Annotated in this window: 23 protein-coding genes; 6 read left to right on the top strand and 17 right to left on the bottom strand. The window is 62.1% G+C overall.

Annotated elements, in window-relative coordinates; all coding sequences use genetic code 11:
• Together gmd and JQ603_RS18585 are read right to left on the bottom strand one after the other, a co-directional pair.
• The coding region (gmd, locus tag JQ603_RS18590; protein ID WP_212341511.1) for a GDP-mannose 4,6-dehydratase at positions 1 to 818 on the bottom strand (818 nt) is incomplete at its 3' end.
• A 201-nt stretch (positions 819 to 1,019) separates the two neighbouring features.
• Positions 1,020 to 1,283, bottom strand: a complete 264-nt coding sequence (locus JQ603_RS18585; protein ID WP_212341510.1) for a hypothetical protein — start codon at positions 1,281 to 1,283, stop codon at positions 1,020 to 1,022.
• On the opposite strand from JQ603_RS18585, the gene JQ603_RS38515 reads away from it, so the two are divergent.
• The gene (locus JQ603_RS38515; protein WP_433996645.1) at positions 1,270 to 1,896 is read left to right on the top strand and encodes a DUF6894 family protein; all 627 of its coding nucleotides are present in this window, start codon (positions 1,270 to 1,272) and stop codon (positions 1,894 to 1,896) included. The genes JQ603_RS18585 and JQ603_RS38515 overlap by 14 nt on opposite strands.
• Here the strand turns inward: JQ603_RS38515 and JQ603_RS18580 are convergent.
• Both JQ603_RS18580 and JQ603_RS18575 read right to left on the bottom strand, forming a co-directional pair.
• Entirely contained in the window at positions 1,893 to 2,621 is a 729-nt protein-coding gene (locus JQ603_RS18580) for a Crp/Fnr family transcriptional regulator (protein WP_212341508.1), read from the bottom strand. The two genes, JQ603_RS38515 and JQ603_RS18580, sit on opposite strands and share 4 nt — an antisense overlap.
• Positions 2,622 to 2,810: 189 nt before the next feature.
• Positions 2,811 to 3,278, bottom strand: coding sequence for a metallophosphoesterase family protein (locus tag JQ603_RS18575; protein WP_212341506.1), 468 nt, complete (start codon positions 3,276 to 3,278; stop codon positions 2,811 to 2,813).
• A 93-nt stretch (positions 3,279 to 3,371) separates the two neighbouring features.
• Between JQ603_RS18575 and JQ603_RS18570 the strand changes: the two genes are divergently transcribed.
• The gene (locus JQ603_RS18570; protein WP_212341504.1) at positions 3,372 to 3,581 is read left to right on the top strand and encodes a hypothetical protein; all 210 of its coding nucleotides are present in this window, start codon (positions 3,372 to 3,374) and stop codon (positions 3,579 to 3,581) included.
• A 27-nt stretch (positions 3,582 to 3,608) separates the two neighbouring features.
• On the opposite strand, the gene JQ603_RS38445 is transcribed toward JQ603_RS18570, so the two are convergent.
• The 3 genes from JQ603_RS38445 to JQ603_RS18555 all read right to left on the bottom strand — a co-directional run bounded on the left by JQ603_RS38445 (position 3,609) and on the right by JQ603_RS18555 (position 6,198).
• On the bottom strand, positions 3,609 to 4,415 hold the full coding sequence (locus JQ603_RS38445; protein ID WP_212341502.1) for an aspartate dehydrogenase domain-containing protein: 807 nt from the start codon (positions 4,413 to 4,415) through the stop codon (positions 3,609 to 3,611).
• Positions 4,416 to 4,450: 35 nt separating this feature from the next.
• Entirely contained in the window at positions 4,451 to 5,176 is a 726-nt protein-coding gene (locus tag JQ603_RS18560; protein ID WP_212341500.1) for an aspartate/glutamate racemase family protein, read from the bottom strand.
• Between the two features lie 176 nt (positions 5,177 to 5,352).
• Positions 5,353 to 6,198 (bottom strand): transporter substrate-binding domain-containing protein, encoded by an 846-nt coding sequence (locus tag JQ603_RS18555; protein ID WP_245003718.1) that lies wholly within the window; start codon positions 6,196 to 6,198, stop codon positions 5,353 to 5,355.
• A gap of 155 nt (positions 6,199 to 6,353) precedes the next feature.
• Here JQ603_RS18555 and JQ603_RS18550 point away from each other — a divergent pair, with 155 nt between their 5' ends.
• On the top strand, positions 6,354 to 7,274 hold the full coding sequence (locus tag JQ603_RS18550) for a LysR substrate-binding domain-containing protein (RefSeq protein WP_212341495.1): 921 nt from the start codon (positions 6,354 to 6,356) through the stop codon (positions 7,272 to 7,274).
• Between the two features lie 44 nt (positions 7,275 to 7,318).
• Here JQ603_RS18550 and JQ603_RS18545 read toward each other — a convergent pair whose 3' ends face one another.
• The 9 genes from JQ603_RS18545 to JQ603_RS18505 form a co-directional block, all read right to left on the bottom strand.
• A complete protein-coding gene (locus tag JQ603_RS18545; RefSeq protein ID WP_245003654.1) occupies positions 7,319 to 8,575 on the bottom strand; it encodes an NAD(P)/FAD-dependent oxidoreductase in 1,257 nt (418 codons plus the stop codon).
• Between the two features lie 48 nt (positions 8,576 to 8,623).
• Complete coding sequence (locus JQ603_RS18540) at positions 8,624 to 9,442, bottom strand: amino acid ABC transporter ATP-binding protein (RefSeq protein ID WP_283817441.1); 819 nt, start codon at positions 9,440 to 9,442, stop codon at positions 8,624 to 8,626.
• 8 nt (positions 9,443 to 9,450) lie between these two features.
• Positions 9,451 to 10,110: an amino acid ABC transporter permease gene (locus tag JQ603_RS18535; protein ID WP_212341491.1), complete on the bottom strand. Its 660-nt coding sequence runs from the start codon at positions 10,108 to 10,110 to the stop codon at positions 9,451 to 9,453.
• 5 nt (positions 10,111 to 10,115) lie between these two features.
• A complete protein-coding gene (locus tag JQ603_RS18530; RefSeq protein ID WP_349630749.1) occupies positions 10,116 to 10,982 on the bottom strand; it encodes an aspartate/glutamate racemase family protein in 867 nt (288 codons plus the stop codon).
• Positions 10,913 to 11,767, bottom strand: a complete 855-nt coding sequence (locus JQ603_RS18525; RefSeq protein WP_212341567.1) for a transporter substrate-binding domain-containing protein — start codon at positions 11,765 to 11,767, stop codon at positions 10,913 to 10,915. The genes JQ603_RS18530 and JQ603_RS18525 overlap by 70 nt, the downstream gene beginning before the upstream one ends.
• A 77-nt stretch (positions 11,768 to 11,844) precedes the next feature.
• Positions 11,845 to 12,975 carry a saccharopine dehydrogenase family protein gene (locus JQ603_RS18520; RefSeq protein ID WP_212341490.1) on the bottom strand — a complete coding sequence of 377 codons (1,131 nt, stop codon included), beginning with the start codon at positions 12,973 to 12,975 and terminating at the stop codon, positions 11,845 to 11,847.
• 10 nt (positions 12,976 to 12,985) lie between these two features.
• Positions 12,986 to 14,767 carry a thiamine pyrophosphate-binding protein gene (locus JQ603_RS18515; RefSeq protein ID WP_212341489.1) on the bottom strand — a complete coding sequence of 594 codons (1,782 nt, stop codon included), beginning with the start codon at positions 14,765 to 14,767 and terminating at the stop codon, positions 12,986 to 12,988.
• 191 nt (positions 14,768 to 14,958) lie between these two features.
• Positions 14,959 to 15,399: an Lrp/AsnC family transcriptional regulator gene (locus JQ603_RS18510; RefSeq protein WP_212341488.1), complete on the bottom strand. Its 441-nt coding sequence runs from the start codon at positions 15,397 to 15,399 to the stop codon at positions 14,959 to 14,961.
• Between the two features lie 84 nt (positions 15,400 to 15,483).
• The gene (locus JQ603_RS18505; RefSeq protein ID WP_212341487.1) at positions 15,484 to 16,386 is read right to left on the bottom strand and encodes a LysR family transcriptional regulator; all 903 of its coding nucleotides are present in this window, start codon (positions 16,384 to 16,386) and stop codon (positions 15,484 to 15,486) included.
• A gap of 153 nt (positions 16,387 to 16,539) precedes the next feature.
• On the opposite strand from JQ603_RS18505, the gene hglS reads away from it, so the two are divergent.
• The 3 genes from hglS to JQ603_RS18490 are packed head-to-tail and all read left to right on the top strand — an operon-like array spanning position 16,540 to position 20,777.
• Positions 16,540 to 17,937: a 2-oxoadipate dioxygenase/decarboxylase HglS gene (hglS, locus tag JQ603_RS18500; RefSeq protein WP_212341566.1), complete on the top strand. Its 1,398-nt coding sequence runs from the start codon at positions 16,540 to 16,542 to the stop codon at positions 17,935 to 17,937.
• A gap of 36 nt (positions 17,938 to 17,973) precedes the next feature.
• Positions 17,974 to 19,536 carry an L-piperidine-6-carboxylate dehydrogenase gene (gene amaB / locus JQ603_RS18495; protein WP_212341486.1) on the top strand — a complete coding sequence of 521 codons (1,563 nt, stop codon included), beginning with the start codon at positions 17,974 to 17,976 and terminating at the stop codon, positions 19,534 to 19,536.
• Positions 19,537 to 19,547: 11 nt separating this feature from the next.
• The gene (locus tag JQ603_RS18490; protein ID WP_212341485.1) at positions 19,548 to 20,777 is read left to right on the top strand and encodes a pyridoxal phosphate-dependent aminotransferase; all 1,230 of its coding nucleotides are present in this window, start codon (positions 19,548 to 19,550) and stop codon (positions 20,775 to 20,777) included.
• A 98-nt stretch (positions 20,778 to 20,875) separates the two neighbouring features.
• On the opposite strand, the gene JQ603_RS18485 is transcribed toward JQ603_RS18490, so the two are convergent.
• The gene (locus tag JQ603_RS18485) at positions 20,876 to 21,559 is read right to left on the bottom strand and encodes a GntR family transcriptional regulator (protein WP_212341483.1); all 684 of its coding nucleotides are present in this window, start codon (positions 21,557 to 21,559) and stop codon (positions 20,876 to 20,878) included.
• Positions 21,560 to 21,592: the final 33 nt, after the last annotated feature.

The following is a 21,592-nucleotide window of genomic DNA, read 5'->3' as shown; positions in this document are numbered from 1 at the left end:
CGGCCGACCTGCGCGAACGACAGCTCGACCATCTCGCGCACCGAATGCATCTCGCCGGTGGCGAGCACGAAGTCATCGGCCTTGTCGGCCTGCAGGATCTTGTGCATGCCCTCGACGTAATCCCTGGCATGGCCCCAGTCGCGCCTGGCCTCGAGATTGCCGAGATAGAGCGTGTCTTCGAGCCCGACCTCGATACGCGACACGCCGCGCGTGATCTTGCGCGTCACAAACGTCTCGCCGCGGATCGGGCTCTCATGGTTGAACAGGATGCCGTTGGACGCGAACATGCCGTAGGCTTCGCGGTAGTTCACCGTGATCCAGTAGCCGTAGAGTTTGGCGACGCCATAAGGCGAGCGCGGATAGAACGGCGTCGTCTCCTTCTGCGGGATCTCCTGCACGAGGCCGTAGAGCTCGGAGGTCGAAGCCTGGTAGAACCGCGTCTCCTTCTCCATGCCGAGGATGCGGATCGCCTCCAGCAGGCGCAGCACGCCGATGGCGTCGGCATTGGCGGTGTATTCCGGGCTCTCGAAGCTGACGCCGACGTGGCTTTGCGCGGCGAGATTGTAGATCTCGGTGGGGCGGATCTGCTGCACCAGGCGGATCAGATTGGTCGAATCCGTCATGTCGCCATAGTGCATCAGGAACGGCACGTTGCCGACATGCCGGTCCTGGTAGAGATGGTCGACCCGCGCCGTGTTGAACGAGGACGAGCGCCGCTTGATGCCGTGCACGACATAGCCGAGCGACAGCAGATATTCGGCGAGGTAGGCGCCGTCCTGGCCGGTCACGCCGGTGATGAGAGCGATCCGCTCAGCCATATGTGCTACCCACTCCCAACAGCGCTCCGAGGGGCCGCCGGATTCCCGTTTCGGCCGCCGTCCTTCTCTGACAGATCGGCCGCCGGGGTCAACCCAATATGGGACAAGGGTTAGCGGCGTCGCAAGCCCGACGATGATCCCGGATCGCCGCCTTGGCATTTTTTGGGCAAGGGCTTCGGCGCCGGAGGGCGGTCCGCAGGTTCAGTGCGCGCCGCGACAGCCGCCACAGCGAGCGAGATCATCGCCTTCGCTGATGTGATGCTGATATTCGGAGATCGCGCGATTGGCCATCCGGATGCGATTGGTCTGTCCTTCCTCAACCATCGTGGCGACGCGCTGCGCGAGGAATACGCACGCTTCGAATTCATCCCGGATCGCCCCCGTGCGCTCGAGAAAGTCCCACGCGATATCATATGCCTGCTCGGCGGCTGGATTGCGGTAGTCGCTGAAGATGATATGCGTCATCACATCACACTGTCATTTGACCGCCTTCGTTGGCGCAACCTGTCGCCGGAAGAGACGTTCCTATCTTCGTCTAGCGGCGCCGCGCGACGAGGACGCCAATCACGAACGCCGCGGCCAGCGACCGGAGCGGCGCGCTGCGGCCGTCTCCCCAGCTGGTTCAGATTGCCGTGTGTTCGCTCTCCGTGCGCCGGATGCGGCCGGGGCGTTCTCAACGCTGGGATCATCAGGAAGGCCGGATGCTTCGGTCATTGCGGAGGCGTCTCTCAGGTCCATCGGAAAACCTCTCGTGGCTGGTTCTGAGCAACCTCTCTCTACCCGTCCGGTTCCTGTCGGTCGGGCTTGCCAATCGCTATCTACGCTGACGGTTAGGAACGCGTTGCGGGTCCCGCCGTTCACCTGGATGGTACGATATTCCTTCAAGATCACGGACGGCGGTGATTTCTCTGACAGCGAAGAACTGCCGGACGATGAGGCAGCCTGGCACCAGGCTCTCCGCACGGTGAGGGACATTGAATCGACACTCAGCTCCAATGGAGGCGATTGGTCCCTTGTTGTCCACCGGGAGGGTGATCCGCTCTACCGCATCGATGTGCGGGCCCAAAAGCTCAGTTAAGTGCTCGGACTGAGATGGAGATAGGTCGGGTCGAAGCCTGCCAGCTCTTCCATCTCCCTGGGTTTGAGGATGTGAAACTCTGATCTGCTCACCGCCACCAGCCCTTCCTTGCGGAGGTTCTGGAGCACCCGGTTGGTATGCACCACCGACAATCCCAGGCAATCTCCGAGGTCGGCTTGAGTAATGGGCAAGCCGAACTCCCCGTCTCGGGTATGCCCGATCGCCTTGAGCCTCTGATGCAGTTCAATCAGGAGGTGGGCCATTCTCGGTGTAGCCTCCCTTCGTCCGACATTGACGATCCATTCCCTGAAGATCGCTCCATCAATCAACGATTCGCGCCACAGTGCCGCTGCCAGGTTCGGGCGTCGCTGATTGATCCCTCTCAGATCATCGTGCGAGATGAAGCCCAGGCTGCAACGCGTGACGGTGACAAGATCATGATCCATGACCTTGAGATGAAGGCTTTGAAGGTCAGGAATTTCGCCGGGTATGTGGATGGAGAGAACCTGTCGATCTCCATCCGCCGTCGTCTTCGACCGGAACGCGAATCCATTCGCGATCAGGCAACAGTCGCTGGGCCGCTCTCCGTCGCTCACGATGATTTCGCCGGCGTCGAGATGCCGCTCGCGAATCCGCAGGCCGTGAATGGCGCGGATGTCGTCGGCATCCAGATCGTTGGACACAGTCAGCTTCGTGATCAGCGCCGCAGCGAGGTTTGCCGGCATCGGATGCTCCTATTCGAGACCCGAACGGTGCAAACCACTCCGGCCTGTCAGGCGGGAGCGCTACACTCTCGGCACCGGCGCCCAGGACTATCTGCCGGTGATGTAAGACAACGCAAAGTTATAAGATCGTTCCAAAATGCCCCATCGAGCAACTTTTGACGGAAAATCATAACGTCGAGCTGCCTTTGGCTAGGTCCCGCCAAGCGTATGCAGGACCGGTCGAAGTTCGGTACTTTCATCCAGATCGAGCGTCGCCAGCGTGATCGGGAGCTTGAAGCGCCTCGGTCCGGCGCTTCCAGGATTTAGATAAAGCACGCCGTTGGCCGTCCTGACGCTCGCGCGATGCGAATGACCGCAAATCACGGCATCGATGCCGTCGGGGGCTGGTTTGCTCTCGAGCTCGTTCAGATCATGCAGGACATAGAATACGTATCGCCCGAGGCGCACGGTTTCCGTCTCTCGATAGTTCCGCGCCAAATCGCCGCTATCGACATTCCCGCGGATGGCCGTAACCGGCGCGATCCTGCGAAGCCCCTCCAGCACATGTTCGGCGCCGATGTCGCCGGCATGAATGATATGCGCGACCCCGGCAAAGCAATGCTCGACTTCCGGCCGCAGCAGCCCGTGCGTGTCCGAAATCACCCCGATGGTCGTCACCGTGCTCTCCTGACGTCCTGCCGATGCCCTGCCCGCGCTTAGGAACCATGACGGCACGCCCGCATTGCCCGCATATCTAACGGGAGCACACGGATGGGCAATAGCGGCGTCGGCATGTTTTTGGGAGACGTCTCGGCCACGGCATTGTGGCTATGGTTCATCGGCGCCTTCATTCTTGGCGCCGTGATCTGGTATGGCGTCAGGCAATCGGGACATTTACGCCGCAGCGAGCGGACGCAGCTGGACCGGAACACGGAAGCGGCGCAGCGCCGCGATGATCCACAAAAGCCGATGGCGAGGTGATGATCGCTCCGAAGACTCTGCGACTCGTTACGATCCGATTCTGATCGTCGCAACGCGCGATCGAAGTGCAGCAAGGATGCTCGGCGCGACAATTCGGGACGTCTTAGGGTTGACGGACGGAACGTTCCGACTCTCCATGGTGAGACCGATTTCATCACCTTCGATCTGAAGGAGATGGATCGCCCCGGGAATGCCGGGATCCATCCACAGCTCGATTGTTGTTCGTTCAAATCCAATACCAGCGAGACTAATTGCAACCGCGACATTGAGATGCCGTGGAAAATGTCGAGCGGCATCAGAAGCAGAGCCTAAGAAGACCCGGACGGGGCTCTTTGGCCGTTCAGTTCGGAAATCAAACCCCTGGTCGAGCACGTAAGCTTCGTTTGCGAGCGTCTCCGGCTTAACGCGCCCTTTCAGGTGAACGCTCCTGATCGAGCCCTCTGCCGCACATCTCAGAATATCGAGCCCCGGCATCGCCCCGGACGCAATCTGGACTCGCGCACCGTGTTTTCTAGCGATCTGCTCCAAATTCGGCACGGCCAGGAAGCCGCCGGCGCTCACGCAAATCAGGTCCTTCCCTTTGAGCAGAACCGCATCGACGATCTCGGGTATCGCTGCACCGGTCGCCGCTTCCACGACCACGTCGCAATGGTCGGCAAGCTCGCGAAGCGCGACTACAGCGACGGTCGGATCCAATGCGCCGAGATGCGTGCGCGCGTTGTCGAGGTCGCGCGCGGTCACCGCGACGAGACGTACGCCAGGGATTGCCCCCGCAACCAGCGCCGCGGCCACCGCTCTGCCGACGCTTCCAAAGCCTGCGAAACCAACTTTCACCGGTGATCCCCGTTCTTCGGCAATGCCAGCTGGAGCTATAGATACCGGCGAGGATTGGCCGCACCGTAGAACATGTGGATCAGCGTGTTCACGTCGAAGACCGGCAGTCCCGATTCCTTCGCCACGAACGACGCGAACGGACACATGTTCGTGCATTCAAACAGAATGGCACCCGGATTTTCGCAAGTCGCCATGAACTCCCGGGTCATCTCAAGCATTTCTTCCTTGAGGACGTCGATGTTCAATTCCTTACGATTGCCAATATAGGTGGCGGGAAATTCGGCATCTGGCTTCATCCCCTGCACCTGAACTGGAATGTCCTTCATGGACCAACCGACGCCCTTAAAATGATCGTCGTTGAGGTGATGCGCCCTTTCGGTAAAGACACCAATGATCTTGCCCGGCGGGAGCATGGCATGGATGATAGGCGCTTGAAGCAGCGAAGACGTAAACACGGGTATGTTGACGGCGGCGGCGATTTCCTTCTGAAACGGGCCAAGGAAGCCGCAGCTGGTGGTGATCGCTTTCACGCCCTCCGCTTCCAGTTCACGCGCGGCCGTAATGAATGGTGCGATGAGATCGGCATCGGGATGGTCGCCCATGATCTTCGTTGCAAGGGCACCCCTCACCGTCTTGTATCGCACGGGAAAGTCGTACGAACGCGCATTTCCAATGTCGCCCGGCGGCCGCGGAAAGACTGTATCCAACATCAACACGCCGATGTCCTCGCCGTAATTCGTGAAGCCGCCCTTCAGGATCAATTTCAGTCTCCGTCTTTCTTTTCATCGGTTGAGATGCGTTTCGATACAGCGATCGAGAACGCCGAACGAACAGCTCTCCGTCCGGCTGCAACGATGTGTTGCGGCCGCGACCAGCATATCGCGACAATCGCAGGCGACCTGACTCTCTCGAACGAGACTTCGCCCTCGAAGCCAGCTCAGAAGGTGATGCTCGACGGAATGTCGTCCGGCTTGATATTGGCAAGGTCCAGGCTGGAAACGATCCACCCCTTCATGGCACCAAGGGCGCGATTATATTCGAGCCAATTGTTGACGAAGCGAAGGAAGCGGCCGTCGGAATCCGGCCGAACGCCTGCGCAAGTCGGTTGAGCGCTGATCGGCGTCGGCACGATGATCGAACCAATCGCCGGATTCTTCTTGACGGTCGCAAGCGAGTTCATCGCAACCTGGACCGAGCAATCCGCACGCCTTGACAGCAGCGAGAGAGCAACATCGTCGAAATTCTTCAGCGCGACCAGGGTTGCCTTTGGCAGGGTGCGGCGGGCGAAAAGATCCTGCGTCGAGCCGATGTCGACGGCAACGCGAACTTCCGGCTTGTTGAAGTCTTCCCAGGTCTTTCCCTCAAGGCCGGGTTTCGCGACGATCGTGAAGGTGTTGTTCATGATCGGGTTCGTAAAGTCGACGACGAGCGCGCGCGCGGGCGTCGGGCTCAATCCAAACATGATGTCGATCTTGTTCGCCTGCAGATCCAGGACCGCATTGCTCCACGTCGTCTCGGCAACCTCGATTTCGGCGTCCAGCGACCTCGCGAGATCCTGGGCCATGCTGATACAGAAGCCCGTCCATTGCCCGGAAGCGACGTCTCTGTGGTAGTAAGGCTCCGTGCCTACGACCCCGGCAATGCGAAGCTTCTTGCTGCTGCGAACCTTATCGAAAGTGGATCCCGCAGCAGCCGATTGTGCAGCTGCTGACGTCGATGCGGCCAGCGAGGCCGCTCCGGCCGCGGCAAGCCCTACCAGCCCTGCGAACTCTCTTCTCTTCATCATCTTCATCCCCCTCGCCCGTTAAGCCCCTTCGTGACCACTTCGACAGCGGCGCACCTTTCCGCCTGATTGTTCGTCGACTGGAGCCAAAAACAAACTATTGAAAAAATGCATGCTTCATGACTTTTAGTCATGATCGCCAGTGGGGCCGTTTCATGAGACGCTTCCTCCCCTCTCTCTCCGCACTCCACGCATTTGAAACAGCCGCGCGCTACATGAGCTTCACCAAGGCTGCGGAGGATCTGTCGCTGACCCAAAGCGGAATCAGCCGCCAGATCCGGAATCTGGAGGATTTTCTCGGTGTCGCGCTGTTCCATCGAATTGGACCACGCCTGGTCCTGACAGAAGCCGGAGCGGCCTACTATCGGGACGCGGCTCTGATCCTGGACAAGCTTCAAGAGATATCGATGGATGCCGTGCGCGGGCGCCGGATTGACGCGGCGCTGATGATGGGGACGCATCCTACACTGGGTTCGCGATGGCTGCCCGCGCGGCTCGGTTCATTCATAACGGCATATCCTGACATTCCCCTGGAAATCAGGCAGGCCACGCCAGATGTCGACTTTGAAACCACGCGGCTTGACCTGGCCGTTCTCAGGGGTGTGGGATCATGGCTGCATGCCCGGTCCATCGAGCTCTTTGCCGAAGAGCTCGCGGTCGTCGCCTCTCCCAAGCTCATCCCGCTTGGAGAAACGCTCGATCCACTCGACTTCTCGAAATTCGCGATGCTGCAGAACGCGTCTCGCCCGAGCTTGTGGCTGCACTGGCTACGGCTTGCAGGTCTAACCTACAAGGGCAGCATACAGGGAATTCGGTTTGCCTACAGCAGCATGCTGATCAATGCCGCCGTTCACGGCATCGGGATCGCGGTTGTGCCGGTTGCCTATATCGAAGCCGAGCTGGAGAGAGGCGATCTTCATATGCCCTTCGGCTCCCCTATTCTCTCCGGCGACTCCTATTTTGCGGTCTACCCCGAGCGAAAGGCCAATCACACCAACATCATCGTCCTCCGTGATTGGCTCGTGCGGCAAACCCGCACCAATCGAAAGCTGGACATGCAGCGGACGGATCGATGAGCACTCCCGGTGGAGCGGATCCAACGGCCGCGCGTCGCGTGCACTCAATGGCGGAAACGTGACGCGCCAAACGGTACGATATCGATACCGGCTTTCCTGCCGGCAATGAGATCGGCGACGATGGAGCCGGTGATGGGGCCCGACGCCAAGCCGACATGTCCGTGTCCGAAGGCGTGGACAATATCCGCCGACGCCGATGCCGTGCCGATGACGGGTCGCCCGTCCGGCGTCGATGGTCGATGCCCCATCCATCTATCGATCGTCAGGCCGCCGCGTGATCCAAGGCCGGGATACGTCCGCAAGGCATGCGTGACGAGAATCTCGACGCGTGCCCAGTCCGGCTCGGCGTCGAGACGCGCGAGCTCGACCTGTCCCGAAAGACGCAAGCCCGCCGGTGTCGGCGTGTTGGCCATTCGCCCGTCGCTCGGCATGATCGGAAGCCTTGGGCCGGCCGCGGGCGATGCAATGACACCGTGATACCCCCGCTCGCTCGCCAGCGGCACGCGATCGCCCGCGGCCTCGGCAAGGGCGCTTGACCAGACGCCGGCGCAGATCACGGCGCGATCGCATTCGATCGGGCCCTGATCGGTGACGACCGCAGCGAGACGGCGATTGGTGACAACAAACCCGGTTGCGCGCGCCTTGACCAGCCGTGCACTGCGCGCACGCGCGGCATCGACAATGTCTCGCACATATGCGCCCGGATCGGTGCAGTAGGCTCCTTCGTGGACGAAGGCGCCGAACTGATAGTTGGAGCTCAAATCCGGCTCCCGGCGGCGCAGCTCGCCGGCATCGAGCTCGAGCCACTGGAGCCCATTGTCCTTTCGAAGCCGCCAGGCGAGCGCCTCGCCGTCAAAGGCATTGCGATCGGGATAGGCATAGAGCAGACCCGTCTGGCGGATGTAATCCGGCTTCCCTATCTCCTTTGCGAGCGCGGCGTGCCGCGCCGGACCGTCGCGCAAGATCGAGGCGAGTACGCGCGCGGTATGCTCGACCTTCGCAACGGTCCATCCGGCCGCGAGGAAGCGGAGGAGCCAAGGCGCGAGCGCAGGCAGTGCCGTCCAGCGCAACACCAGAGGCCCGTTCGGATCGAAGAGATAGCCCGGCAGCTTGCGCCACAGGCCGGGCATGGACATCGGGATAATGGAAGCAGGGCTGATCCAGGCACCGTTGCCATAGCTTGCCGCCTGGGGCCCGCCCGGCTCTCCCGGCTCGATCAGCGTAACGTCGTGTCCGTCCTTGATCAGCTCCCATGCGGTCGCAGCACCGACGATACCTGCGCCGATCACGGCGATGCTCATGGGCGTCCTATCCCGCTTCATCCTTCAACCCGATCGCAGATCGTCACGTCATCCGTTCGCCGCGGCTGCAGGCAGGCCGCTGCTGTGGAAGTGACTGAGGAAGGCCCGTGTTGCCGGCTGTCTTGGCGTGTCGATCACCTGCCGAGCCGGCCCCTCCTCCACGACGACGCCATCGCGCATGAAGACGACGGTATCGGCGACCTCGCGCGCAAACGCCATCTCATGGGTCACCAGCACCATGGTCATTCCCTCTGCCGCGAGCTGACGGACAACCGCGAGGACTTCTCCGACCAGCTCGGGATCGAGCGCAGACGTCGCCTCGTCGAACAGCATCACCTGCGGCTTCATCGCCAAGGCACGTGCGATCGCCACGCGCTGCTTCTGACCGCCGGACAGCTTGTCGGGGGCGACGTCCGCCTTGTCCTTCAACCCCACCTTCTCCAGCAACCTAACCGCCGCCTCGCGAGCTGCGTCCGGCTTGGTCTTGAGAACCGTGACCGGTCCCTCCATCACGTTCTGGATCGCCGACATATGCGGGAACAGATTGAAATTCTGGAACACCATGCCCGTCCGCGCGCGGAATGCCGCGAGCTCCCTGTCGACCGGCAGCTTATGTCCATTGGTAAAGTCCATGGTGCTTTGGCCAACCCGGATGAAACCACTTTCCGGGATGGTCAGCAGATTGAGGCACCTTAGCAGCGTCGACTTGCCCGATCCGCTCGGGCCGATCAGCGCGACGACGCCGCCGCGAGGCACCCGCAGCGAGATGTCCTTCAGGACGCTGACGGGCCCAAACGCCTTCTTCACGTGAGCCAGCTCGATCATCGGGACATCAGACACGGGACCGCTTCCCTCTTTGATGGACATGTCGTGCCTCACCGCGCCAGCCGCGCTTCGAGCACGCTCGCAGCGCGCGTCATCGGGAACAGGATGAGGAAGTAGATGACCGCGATCATGGTGTATGTCTCCAATGGCCGGTAGGTCGCGGATGTGATGAGCTGCCCCTGGTAAAGCAGGTCCGGGACCGCCAGGACCGAGAGCAGCGAGGTGTTTTTCAGCTGAAGCACGGCCTGGTTGACGAGCGGAGGAATCATTCGCTTGAGGGCCTGCGGCATGACGATGCGCTTCATCAGATCGAAACGGCGCATGCCCAGCGCGCGGCCAGCGTCCCATTGCCCCACGTCGATCGACACGATGCCGCCACGTATGATTTCCGAATAGAACGCACCGCCATAAAGGCTCAGCGCGATGAACGCCGCCACGGCGGGGGAGAGCTCAACACCAATCAGCACCGGAAGTGCATAGTAGATCCAGACCAGTTGAACCAGCACCGGCGTGCAACGAAACACCTCGACCAGCATCACGAGGGGCGCCGAGACGAACCTCACCTTGGACAGGCCGGCGATAGCGACCACACACCCGATCACAAATCCGCTCGCCGCGGTGAGGATCGTAAAGCCGATCGTGTAAGCGGTGCCGACACCGATCAGCCTGCTGTATTGCAGAAGGAAACCAAAACTCCAGTCATAATGCATCGCAGCTATCCCATGCTCGGCGATTGCGAATAGGCGCTCTGGATCAGTCCCGAATAGAACCAGCGCCCGAGCGTGATGATGTCGTAGACCGGCAGTCCGAACTCGCGCGACACCTCTTCCGAGAATGGTGGAAGGTTGGTGCATTCGAACACGATCGCGCCAATGTCTGGATTTCCCGAAAGCAACGCGCCGACGGCGCCATGCACATCGCGCCGCACTCGATCGCGATCATAGGAGCGGCCATGCTCGATATGCGCGCGCAAGCTACCGTCCGGCGGAAGGCCGACGCGCGGCGTGTCAGGATCGGCGCCGACTCCGGCAAAATGCCTGTCCGTCAACGCCTCCGCGTCGTAGGTGACGACCCCGGCGCGGCGACCGGACGGAAGACAGCGCTCCACGATGGGCAATTGCAAAAGGCTCGACGTCGCAAGCGGCAGCTTCATCCGCGCGGAAAGCTCGCGCTGACGAGATGCCAGAAAGCCGCACGACGTGGTCAGGCCGATCGCGCCCTCCGCGCGCAGCGCGTCGCCGGCCGCGACGAATGCGTCCATGAGGCCGTCGTCGTCGCCGTTCACGATCTTCCGCGCAGTCGCGCCCGGGACGGTTCTGAAGACGACGTCGAGGGGCCAGCTTGCGGAATGCCCTACATCTCCCGGCGGACGCTCGATCGCGATATCGAGCATGATGATGCCCAGCGGAGGATGTCGCCCATGTTGCATCGACCAGATGTTCCCTGTCCAAGCCCAACGACGCTGCTGAAACGAAACTGCCCGCGTCATCTGAAGACGCGGGCAGTCTGAGATCAAAACTGAAGCCCGGGAGGAATGTCTTGCTCCCCGATATTGACCAGAGTCAGACTCGAGAGAATCCACTCGCGCAACGCTCCCAGCGAACGGCTGTATTCGAGCCAGTTGTCGACATAGGTGCGGAAGCGGGTATCGACGTCCACACGCACGCCGCAGCAGGTCGGTTGCGAGGCAACCGGAGTCGGGATGATGACCTTGCCCACCTTCCCATTCTTCTTGACAGTAACCAGCGAAAGCATCGCGACCTGGATCAGACAATCAGCCCGCCCAGCCTGCACCGCGAGCACGGCCTCGTCAGGCGTCTTCAGTGCGACAAGCGTCGCCTTGGGCAGGATCCGGCGCGCGTAGAGATCGTGGGTCGAGCCGATATCGACGGCAACCCGCACCTCCGGCTTGTTGAGATCCTCCCAGGTCTTCGGTTCAAAACCGGGCTTCGCGATGATCGTGAAGGTGTTGTTCATGATCGGGCGCGTGAATTCGACGATCAGGGCGCGCGACGGCGTCGGGCTGAGGCCGAACATGATGTCGATCTTGTTGCTCTGAAGATCGAGCACCGAGTTGCCCCAGGTCGATTCGATGATCTCGACCTCGGCCTCGAGCGCCTTGGCCAGATCAGTCGCCATGCTCACGCAAAAGCCCGACCACTGCCCCGTGGCGATGTCCTTGTGATAATAGGGCTCCGTGCCGACGATGCCGGCGATGCGAAGCTTTTTCGTCTTGCGAATTTGAGCAAACGTACTCTCAGCCGGCGGCGTCTGGGCGACGGCCTGGGACACGGCTGAGCCGGCCGCCATAGCCGCCGCGGCGGCGCCGAGCCCAACGAGCGATCCGATTTCACGACGATTGACCATATCAAGCTTCCCCTCTTCGATTGAATTCCTCAAACCCCGACCATGACGCAAGATCCGCTCATCGGACTCCACGATTCCTAAGCCGCTCTCTTGGTGGAGAACCGTCCCGCAAAATCGTTCGTCTCGGAGCTGCGCGCTTCCCTCGCCAGCCGGCTGCCCTCGCGGGTCGCGAGAAAATCGGCAAGGCTTGCATCCTCCTGCCGCACGAATCCCTTTGCGGGAAGCTTGCCTGAAAGGAACAGCTCGACCATCGCGACGCAACCGGCAGCCGTGGTGAGTTGGATCGCGCCGAGCTCGGGGCGCCCGTCGTAGCGCAGCACGACGCTATCCTCTTCCATCCGCCCGTTGCGCTCGCCGATACCGGTCACGAAGATCACGACGACGTCCTTTCGCGTGAACGGCGCGGCGCGGTTGAGGATGCGGCGCATGGTATCGCGATCGTCGGCAAGCCCCAACCCCTGCAGCAGGAGCTTCATGATCTCGGCATGGCCGGGATAGCGCAGCGTCTTGTAGCTCATGTCGCGGACTTTGCCGGACAGCGTCTCCGTCAGTGTCCCGAGGCCGCCCGAGGTGTTGAACGCCTCGTAGGCGACGCCATCGATCATCACGCTCTCGACACCCTCGAGCGCTGGCACCGATATCGGCTTGCCATCGAAGACGATCTCGCAAGGGTTACAATATTCGTTGATGAGGCCGTCGACCGACCAGGTGACGTTGTAGCGCAAGGCGTTGGTCGGATAGAGCGGCAGTGCACCGACCCGCATCTTGATGGCCTTCACCGTTTCGAAACGGGCCGCCATGTCGGCTCCGAGCACGCAGATGAACCCCGGCGCAAGCCCGCATTGCGGCGCCAGGATCACGTCGGCGGCTGCTGCGATCTCCTTGATGTAGGCCGTTGTTGCGACGTCCTCGGTCAGGTCGAAATAGTGCGTCCCGGTCTCCACAGCTATCCGCGCGATACCCTGATTGAGAAAATACGGACAGGCGCTGACGACGATATCCTGATCCTTCAGGAAACCGCGCACCGCATGGAGATCTCCAGCGTCCACGATCTTGGTAGCGAAGGTTCGCGCGGCACTCAAGCCGAGTTGCGCCTCCGAAGCGTCAGCCAGCGTAACTTTGTGTCCCTGCTCCGCCAGCATCCCGGCGATCACGGCGCCGATCTGCCCGGCCCCCAAAACTGCGATTTTTTGCGATGAATGAGCCATTTCGAATCTCCTAGAGAGCAGCCTGGACGCCGATCGCTGCCGGGTCGGCGCCGACCTTCTTCAGCCACGAGAACACCGGCGGCAGGCGATCGGCGATGGATTCGACCGCGACATCGACGAAAACCGGCTCGCTGAGCGCGAAAGCCTCACGCAAGGCCGTCTCCAGTTGCGCCGGCGTCTCGACGCGAAAGCTTCGGATCCCGTAGACGGCGGCGAGCTTGCTCATGTCGTAACTGCCGAAATCGACGCTGAATGTCGGGTCGTTGACCGGTGCTGGTTCGCTGCGTCCGGAGGCCTTGCGGGCGTGGTCGCGGTCGACGACCCGCTGGAGCGCCTTGATCCAGCCAAAGCATGCGTTGTTGAAATGGACCAGCACCGCCGGGATCTGCAGCCGCGACAGCGTCTCCAGTTCACCCGCCGACATGCCGAGCGAACCGTCGCCGAACAAGCCGACGGGCCTCAGATGCGGCGCTGCGAAATAGGCCCCGATGACAGCCGGGATGGCATAGCCAAGCCCGCCATAGAACCGGGGAATCACGAGCTTGGATTGCGGATCGCGCAGACGCAGGAAGCGCGTCGCGTAGGGTGTCGGCGTGCCGGCATCCGACACCACGTTGCAGGGCACGGGCAGGCACCGGTTGAGCGTCTCGATGACCCGCTCGGGACGCAAGGGGATAGCGTCGCTCTCGAGATGCGGCGCCATCACGTCCCAGAACTCCGCACGGCGGTGGTTGATGTCGCCGGCCCATCCCGCCGTAGTGGACGCATGATCCACGGGTATCTTTGCATGAAGGGCATCAATCACGGCACGCGCATCGCCCACGAGCGGATGGTCGATCGCGTATGTATTGCCGATGACTTCCGGCTCGAGATCGATCTGGACGATGCGCGTCTCGCCATTCGGCACCGGCCACTGCCAATTCATGGTGGCGACCGAGCCCATGCGACAGCCGGCATAGATGACGAGGTCGGCTCGTCCAAGTGCCCACACCGCATGCGGATGGAAGCCGTTGTCGCCGATGATGCCAATGCCGAGCTTGTGGTCGTCGCGAATGACGCCCTGCCCTGTGATCGTGGTGACGACGGGAATGCCGAGCCGTTCGCCAAACGCCGTGATGGAGGCCCCCGCGCCGGACCGATTGGCGCCACCGCCGGCAACGATCAGCGGGCGCTCGGCGGCGAGAATGGCCTTGATGGCCGCGTCGAGATCGCCATCCGGCGGCCTGCTTCGATACGACGGCGCCTGTCGGCACTGCGGCTCGATATGCAGGGACAGGGCTCCGTCCGGAAGCTCCTCATAGAGAACGTCCTCAGGCAGTGCGAGAACGACAGCGCCCGGACGGCCGCCGGTCGCCTCGCGGAAGGCACGGCGCACAAGCTCGGGCAATTTTCCGACGTGACCGAGCGTCTCTGCGCGCTTGCTGACCGGCTTGAACAACTCCTCGATGGGCAACTCGGTCAGGGTGCCGCGGCCGACGCCGGGCTGGGGAATATCGTTCACGAGGAGGATCAGCGGCACCGAAGATTTGTTCGCTTCGGCCACGCCCGGCAGACCGTAAAGCGCGCCCGCGCCGCTCGGCACCTCCGCCACACCAGGCTTTCCGGACAGGCGCGCGTAGCAGTCGGCCATGAACACCGCAGAGCGCTCATCGCGGCACAGGATATGACGCGGCGCATCCCTCGTCGTTCTCAAAGCCTCGTAGAAGGCAACGTTCGTATCGCCGGGGACGCCAAAAATGACCTCGACGCCATATCCGGACAGCATGCTCACGAGAGCGGATGCACCATTCATTTTCAAAATGCTCCTTGTCGTTACTTTTATTCAGGAGCATAGGCGCGACATAAATATCCAAACCGCCGGCTATAGGAACAATATAGTTACAATCCGTCGGGCTAAGTTCTATTTCGATGGGAAATGAGGAATTTTGCCAAGAAATGGAGCAGCGACAAGAGCTGCGAGGCAGTGTTTTGCCTACGCGCTGCTCACCTTTCGAATTTTCTGGCGAGAAGAATCGATGACGTGGTGCGGCGAACACCTTCCATCTCGGCGATCCAGTCGATGATCTCGTCGAGATGCGTTGACGTCGCGCAATTGATCTTCACGAACAGATCGAACGGACCGCTCAGCGTGTAGCAGTGAACGACTTCGGCCTTCTTTCGCAGGGCCGCGATGACGTTTCCTTGCTGCTTGACCTCCAGCTCGATCAGGATGATCGCCGCGATCGCCGTGACATGATCCTGCTTGCCCAGAACCGCCGTGTAGCCCGCGATCGTTCCCTCCTTTTCCAGTCTCGCCATTCGCCCCTGCGCGGTCGCGCGGGACACGCCCAGCGCCTTGGCGATATCGGAGATCGACGTCCGCGCATTTGCGATCAGGATGTTGAGAAGATCCTGGTCCTTCCTGGCATCCGCCGGACGCGCCATTTACAACTCTCCAAAGTGCCTGTTTCTGAACAAAACGAGGGGAAATTATTGCGCTCCGTCGGGGAAAGGTCCAGCGCATCGTGATTAACGGTCCGGCGCGGTCTCCGCGACCAGCCACTCCCGGAAGGCCGCCAGCGGCGGGTATTTCGTCCGTTCGGACGGCCAAACCAGGTAATAGCGTTCAGGACTTTCCATCGGCAGGTTGATGGCACGGACCAGCTTGCGGCTCGCGAGCTCGTCCTGGATGAGGAAGGTCGGCAGAAGCGCGACGCCGAGGCCGGCGATCGCCGCTTGGGCTGCGGTCGCGAACTGATCGAACACCATGCCCTGAGCGGTTCTGGCCGGCACATCGTGAGCGGAAAACCACCGATCCCAGGCGTGAAAGCGCGTTGAGATGCTCAGCAGTGGGGCTTTGCGGAGATCACCCGCAGCCCGGAAGCCGTATTGCTTCTTCAGCCCAGGGCTGCACGCAGGGACAATCTGTTCGGATCGCAAGAGAGCCATCTCGGCCCCGGGCCACTCCGGTTGACCGAAGTGAATCGCCGCGTCCAGGGTCTCGGCCCTGAAATCGAAATAGGACAAGCGGGTCGTAAGATTGATGGTGATCCCGGGATTTGCAGCCAGAAATCTGGGCAGGCGCGGCGCGAGCCAGCGGGTGCCGAAGGTCGGCAGAATGGCGAGATTGAGAGTCCCTCCCCGCGGGTTCGCATGGAGATTGAAGGAGGCGGAGCTGATCTTGTGGAGCGCGTCGCGGATTTCGCGGGCATAGGACTCGCCAACGGAGGTCAACCGAACGGTCTGACGCTCACGGATGAAGAGCTCGACCTCGAGCTGCTCTTCCAGGATCTTGATCTGCCTGCTAACGGCGCTTTGGGTCAGTCGAAGCTCGCGCGCGGCGAGCGTCATGCTGCCGGTCCGCGCCGTGGCTTCGAACGCCGACAAGACGGCGGTGGAGGGAAGAAAGCGACGAGGTGTTTGCGGATTCATCCCTACTCATTCCGTTTCAGAATGATCTTCTGATTAAACATCGTTTGAATTGGCCGAACTGGCAAGGTCTAATCGCCGGGTTCATGATGAAATTGCATGATACCTTGGATCAGGCCAACGATGACGGCCGATCCGCCGTCGATGGAGACTTTGATGCCAGCGCTGCGCGCGGACGCGGACGAGATCCGCACTCTGTTTTCCCGCGCCATGTCGGACATGTACCGGGTCGAAGTGCCGCAATACGGCACCCTGATGGAACTCGTCGACGACACCAATCGCGAAACGTTGCGCCAGCACGAGGAGCTTCGTGCGAGCCTCGAGCGAAGCGATGAACTCGAGCGGCTGAACGTCGAGCGTCACGGCGCCATTCGCCTGGGGCGCGCGGACGAATTGTTCGACATGCGTCGCGTCTTTGCGGTGATGGGCATGCACCCGGTCGGCTATTATGACCTGTCGGTGGCCGGCGTGCCCGTCCATGCCACGGCCTTTCGGCCGATCGACGATGCCGCGCTCCGGCGCAATCCGTTCCGGGTATTCACCTCGCTGCTGCGCCTCGACCTGATCGAGGATGAGACCCTTCGCGCCCAGGCGGAGCGAATCCTTGGTGAGCGCCGCATCTTCACCCCGCGCGCGCTCGAATTCGTGAGCATTTTCGAGACGGAGGGTCACTTGACCGCCGCGCAGGCGGAGGAGTTCGTACGCGAAGCGCTCGATACCTTTCGCTGGCACAGCGAAGCGACGGTCAGCCTCGAGGTCTACAAGCGGCTACATGACGCCCACCGGCTGATCGCCGACGTGGTGAGCTTCAGAGGGCCTCACATCAACCATCTGACACCGCGCACGCTGGACATCGATGCCGTCCAGGCCGGGATGCCCCGACGCGGCATTGCGCCGAAGGCGGTCATCGAAGGGCCGCCGCGGCGCGACTGCCCGATCCTGCTGCGCCAGACCAGCTTCAAGGCGCTCGAAGAGCCGATCCTGTTCAGGCAGACAAATGCAACGAACGTCGCCGGGACACATACGGCCCGCTTCGGCGAGATCGAGCAGCGCGGCGTTGCCCTCACGCCCAAAGGCCGCGAGCTCTACGACCGATTGCTCGCCTCCGTGCGGCAGGCAGGCGCGACCGCGCGCGACTACGACACCGAACTGGCCGAGCGATTCAAAGCGTTTCCGGACGATTGGTCGGAGCTTCACGCGCGGGGGCTCGCCTTCTTCCGCTATTCGGCGACGCCCGCAGGCATTGAGGCATGCAAGCGGCACGCTCCGCCATCCAGCCTCGATGATTTGGTATCTGCGGGCTTTCTGCGCTACGATCCGATCGTCTACGAGGATTTCCTCCCTGTCAGCGCGGCAGGAATCTTCCAGTCGAATCTCGGCACCGACAAGCAGCAGAACTACGCCGCGCGTTCCAACCGGGCTGCGTTCGAAGCCGCCCTCGGCGCCAAGGTTCACGATGAAATGAAGCTTTACGCGCAGACGGAAAGGGATTCCCTGGAACAAGCTCTGGTCCAGCTCGGGTCACCGCACCTCGCACGCCGGGCCATGGCCTGATCGAACCGCCTTTCAACCGTCCAAGAGAAAACCGCCATGACGACCACAACCCAAGCAGCAACACGCACCATCAACTCCCTGGCGGGCGAGGCCGACGCGCTCCTGAGCTCACTCGGCGTCAAGCGCAGCCGGTACACCGGCGGCAAGCTGATTGCACGATCGCCGATCACCGGCGAGATCACGGGCCATGTCAACGAGATTGGTGCAGCCGATGCACAGGCGGCAATCGACAAGGCGCATGCGGCCTTCCTCGAATGGCGACTGGTGCCCGCGCCGAAGCGCGGCGAGCTCGTCCGCCTGCTTGGCGAGGAGTTGCGCGCCAACAAGCAGGCGCTTGGCAGGCTCGTGTCGATCGAAGCCGGCAAGATTGCGTCCGAGGGCCTCGGCGAAGTCCAGGAAATGATCGATATCTGCGACTTTGCGGTGGGCCTGTCGCGCCAGCTCTATGGCCTGACCATCGCAACCGAGCGCAGCGAGCACCGGATGATGGAAAGCTGGCACCCGCTCGGCGTCACCGGGATCATCTCGGCGTTCAACTTCCCCGTCGCAGTCTGGTCATGGAACGCGGCGCTGGCGCTGATCTGCGGCAACAGCATCGTCTGGAAACCGTCCGAGAAGACGCCACTGACCGCGCTTGCGACGGAAGCGCTGTTCGATCGCGCGCTGGAGCGCTTCAAAGCGGAAGGCGGCAAGGCGCCGGACGCCCTGTCCGCGGTTCTCTTCGGCGGTCGCGAGATCGGTGAAATCCTCGTCGATCACGCCAAGGTCCCGCTGGTGTCGGCGACCGGCTCGACTGCGATGGGGCGTATCGTCGGACCGCGCCTCGCAAAACGCTTTGCGCGCGCGATCCTGGAGCTCGGCGGCAACAACGCCGCAATCGTCGCGCCGACGGCCGACCTCGACCTGACGCTGCGCGGGGTCGCGTTTGCCGCCATGGGTACGGCAGGCCAGCGCTGCACGACGCTGCGACGCCTCTTCGTCCACGACAGCGTCTATGACACGTTCGTGCCGAGACTGAAGCGCGCCTATGAGTCCGTGACCATCGGCGACCCGCTCAAGGACGGCAACCTGGTCGGTCCGCTGATCGACGCAGCAGCCTTCGCCTCGATGCAGAAGGCGCTGAGCGAGGCACGCGCGGCGGGCGGCAAGGTGTTCGGCGGCGAGCGGGTCGTCTCCGACGGCGCCGATGAGGCGTATTATGTCCGCCCGGCGCTGGTCGAGATCGCAGAACAGGCTGGCCCCGTCGTGCACGAGACCTTCGCGCCTATTCTCTACGTGATCAAATATCACGACTTCAATGCGGTGCTCGATTTGCACAACGCCGTCCCGCAGGGACTCTCGTCCTCGATCTTCACCAACGACCTCCGCGAAGCCGAAGCGTTCCTGTCGGTGCGCGGATCGGATTGCGGCATCGCCAACGTCAATATCGGCCCATCCGGCGCCGAAATCGGCGGCGCCTTCGGTGGCGAGAAGGAAACCGGCGGTGGACGCGAGTCGGGCTCGGATGCCTGGAAGGCCTACATGCGCCGCGCAACCAATACGGTCAATTTCGGCCGGACATTGCCGCTCGCGCAGGGCGTCAAGTTCGACGTGGCCTAAAGAGAAGTTGCATGAACGCGCCTCTTCACAGCTCGGCGTTATTCCACCCCTCCCACCGCCTCTCGTCGATCGGCGTGTCGGAGATCCTGAAGATCAGCGGGCTCGCTGCGGAGATGAAGCGCCGGGGCCGGGACGTCATCATCCTCGGCGCGGGTGAGCCCGACTTCGACACGCCGGACTCGATCAAGGATGCAGCCGAGCGCGCGATGCGCGCCGGCGCGACCAAGTACACCGCATTGGACGGCGCACCGGAACTCAAGGCCGCCATTCGTGCGAAGTTCAAGCGCGATAATGGGCTCGAGTTCGCGCAGGACGAGATCACCGTGTCGGCCGGCGCCAAGCAGGTGCTCTTCAACGCCATGATGGCCACCATCAACCCCGGCGACGAGGTCATCATCCCGACGCCGTTCTGGGTGACCTACGCCGACATCGTTGCGATCGCCGGCGGCACGCCGGTGCTGGTGCCTTGTTCCGAAGCCAATGGTTTCCGGCTTTCGCCCGACGATCTTGAACGCGCCATCACGCCTCGCACGCGATGGGTCATGCTGAACTCGCCGTCAAATCCATCCGGCGCGGCCTATTCGGAAGCCGACTATCGACCGATCCTCGACGCGCTCCTCGCGCATCCGCACGTCTGGTTGATGGTGGACGACATCTATGAGCATATCGTCTATGACGGCTTTCGCTTCGCCACGCCGGCGGCGATCGAGCCGGCTCTGCGCAACCGGACGCTGACCGTCAACGGCGTTTCGAAGGCCTACGCGATGACCGGATGGCGCATCGGCTATGGCGGCGGACCAAGCGCGCTGATCCGGGCCATGGCCGTCGTCCAGAGCCAGTCGACCTCCTGCCCTTCGTCGGTCAGTCAGGCCGCAGCCATCGAGGCGCTGAACGGCCCGCAGAATTTTGTCCGCGATTGCTGCCGATCGTTTCAAGAGCGGCGCGATCTCGTCGTCGGCGCATTGAACGGGATCGAAGGCATCACCTGCCGCGTGCCCGAGGGCGCCTTCTACACCTTTGCGAGCTGCGCCGGCCTGATCGGCAAAACCACCCCCGAGGGGCGAACGCTGAAGAGCGATAAGGACTTCGCCGAGCATCTCCTGCACGCGGCGGGCGTCGCGGTTGTTCCTGGTTCGGCGTTCGGCCTCGCGCCCTATTTCAGGATTTCCTACGCGACTTCCGCTGTCGAGCTCGAAGAAGCGTGCCAGCGTATCGCACGCGCAACCGCGCAACTCTCGTGAACGCGTGGAGAAGATGCTGAGTGGCCGCCCCCGCGCCACTTCATCGCGATACCTGATATCCCGGGAAACCTTGGATCTGCTTTGATTTTGGCCGGTCGCTATCGGCCACGGTCGCGGATGGCGACGATCGGCTCGCGCGGACTTGTCATCCGCGACAGCGCCTCCACAAAGATCGGCTCCCACGACCTGATGTGACGCCTGAGAAGACCGGTAAGCGCTTCTTCCTTGCCGGCCATCGCAAGTTCGATGATTTGATAGTGCTCGGCTGCGGATTCATTCTGGCGGGCAAGACCCGCGCGCGACTTGATGCCGTAAAGCCGCATCTGATCGCGCAATCCCATCACCATGTCGGTGAGGCGCGGATTGTCGGCCGCTTCCGTCAGCAATTGGTGAAAGGTTCGATCGGCCTCGAGATAGAGCCTGATGTCTTCCGCCTTGACCGCGCGCGCGACCTCATCGGCAAACGGAATGAGCTTCTTGAGATTCTTCTTTGGCTTACGCGCCACGATCGCCGCAGCATGAAGCTCCAGCACCTCGCGGAGATCGAACAGGTTGCGCAGCTCGGCCAAGGTCGGCTCGACCACCCTGAAGCCGCGATTGCGCATCGGCTCGATGAGGCCGCTGCGCGCCAATTCGAGCAGCGCTTCCCTGACGGGGGTGCTCGACACGCCTAGGCTCGCGGCAAGCGTGGGCACGGAATACATCGATCCCGGCATGCTCTGACCGGAAATGATCTCCGCGCGCACCTGCTGCAGCACCTGCTCCCTTAGATTCTGATCCATTCCAGTCCCGCTTCGTCGGCTCCGGAATCATCC

Origin of the sequence: Bradyrhizobium liaoningense (assembly GCF_018130825.1) — a bacterium.
In the GTDB taxonomy this organism is placed as follows: domain Bacteria; phylum Pseudomonadota; class Alphaproteobacteria; order Rhizobiales; family Xanthobacteraceae; genus Bradyrhizobium; species Bradyrhizobium liaoningense_B.
The sequence above is the reverse complement of the archived record's forward strand: the minus strand, read 5'-3'. Positions and strand labels throughout refer to the sequence as shown.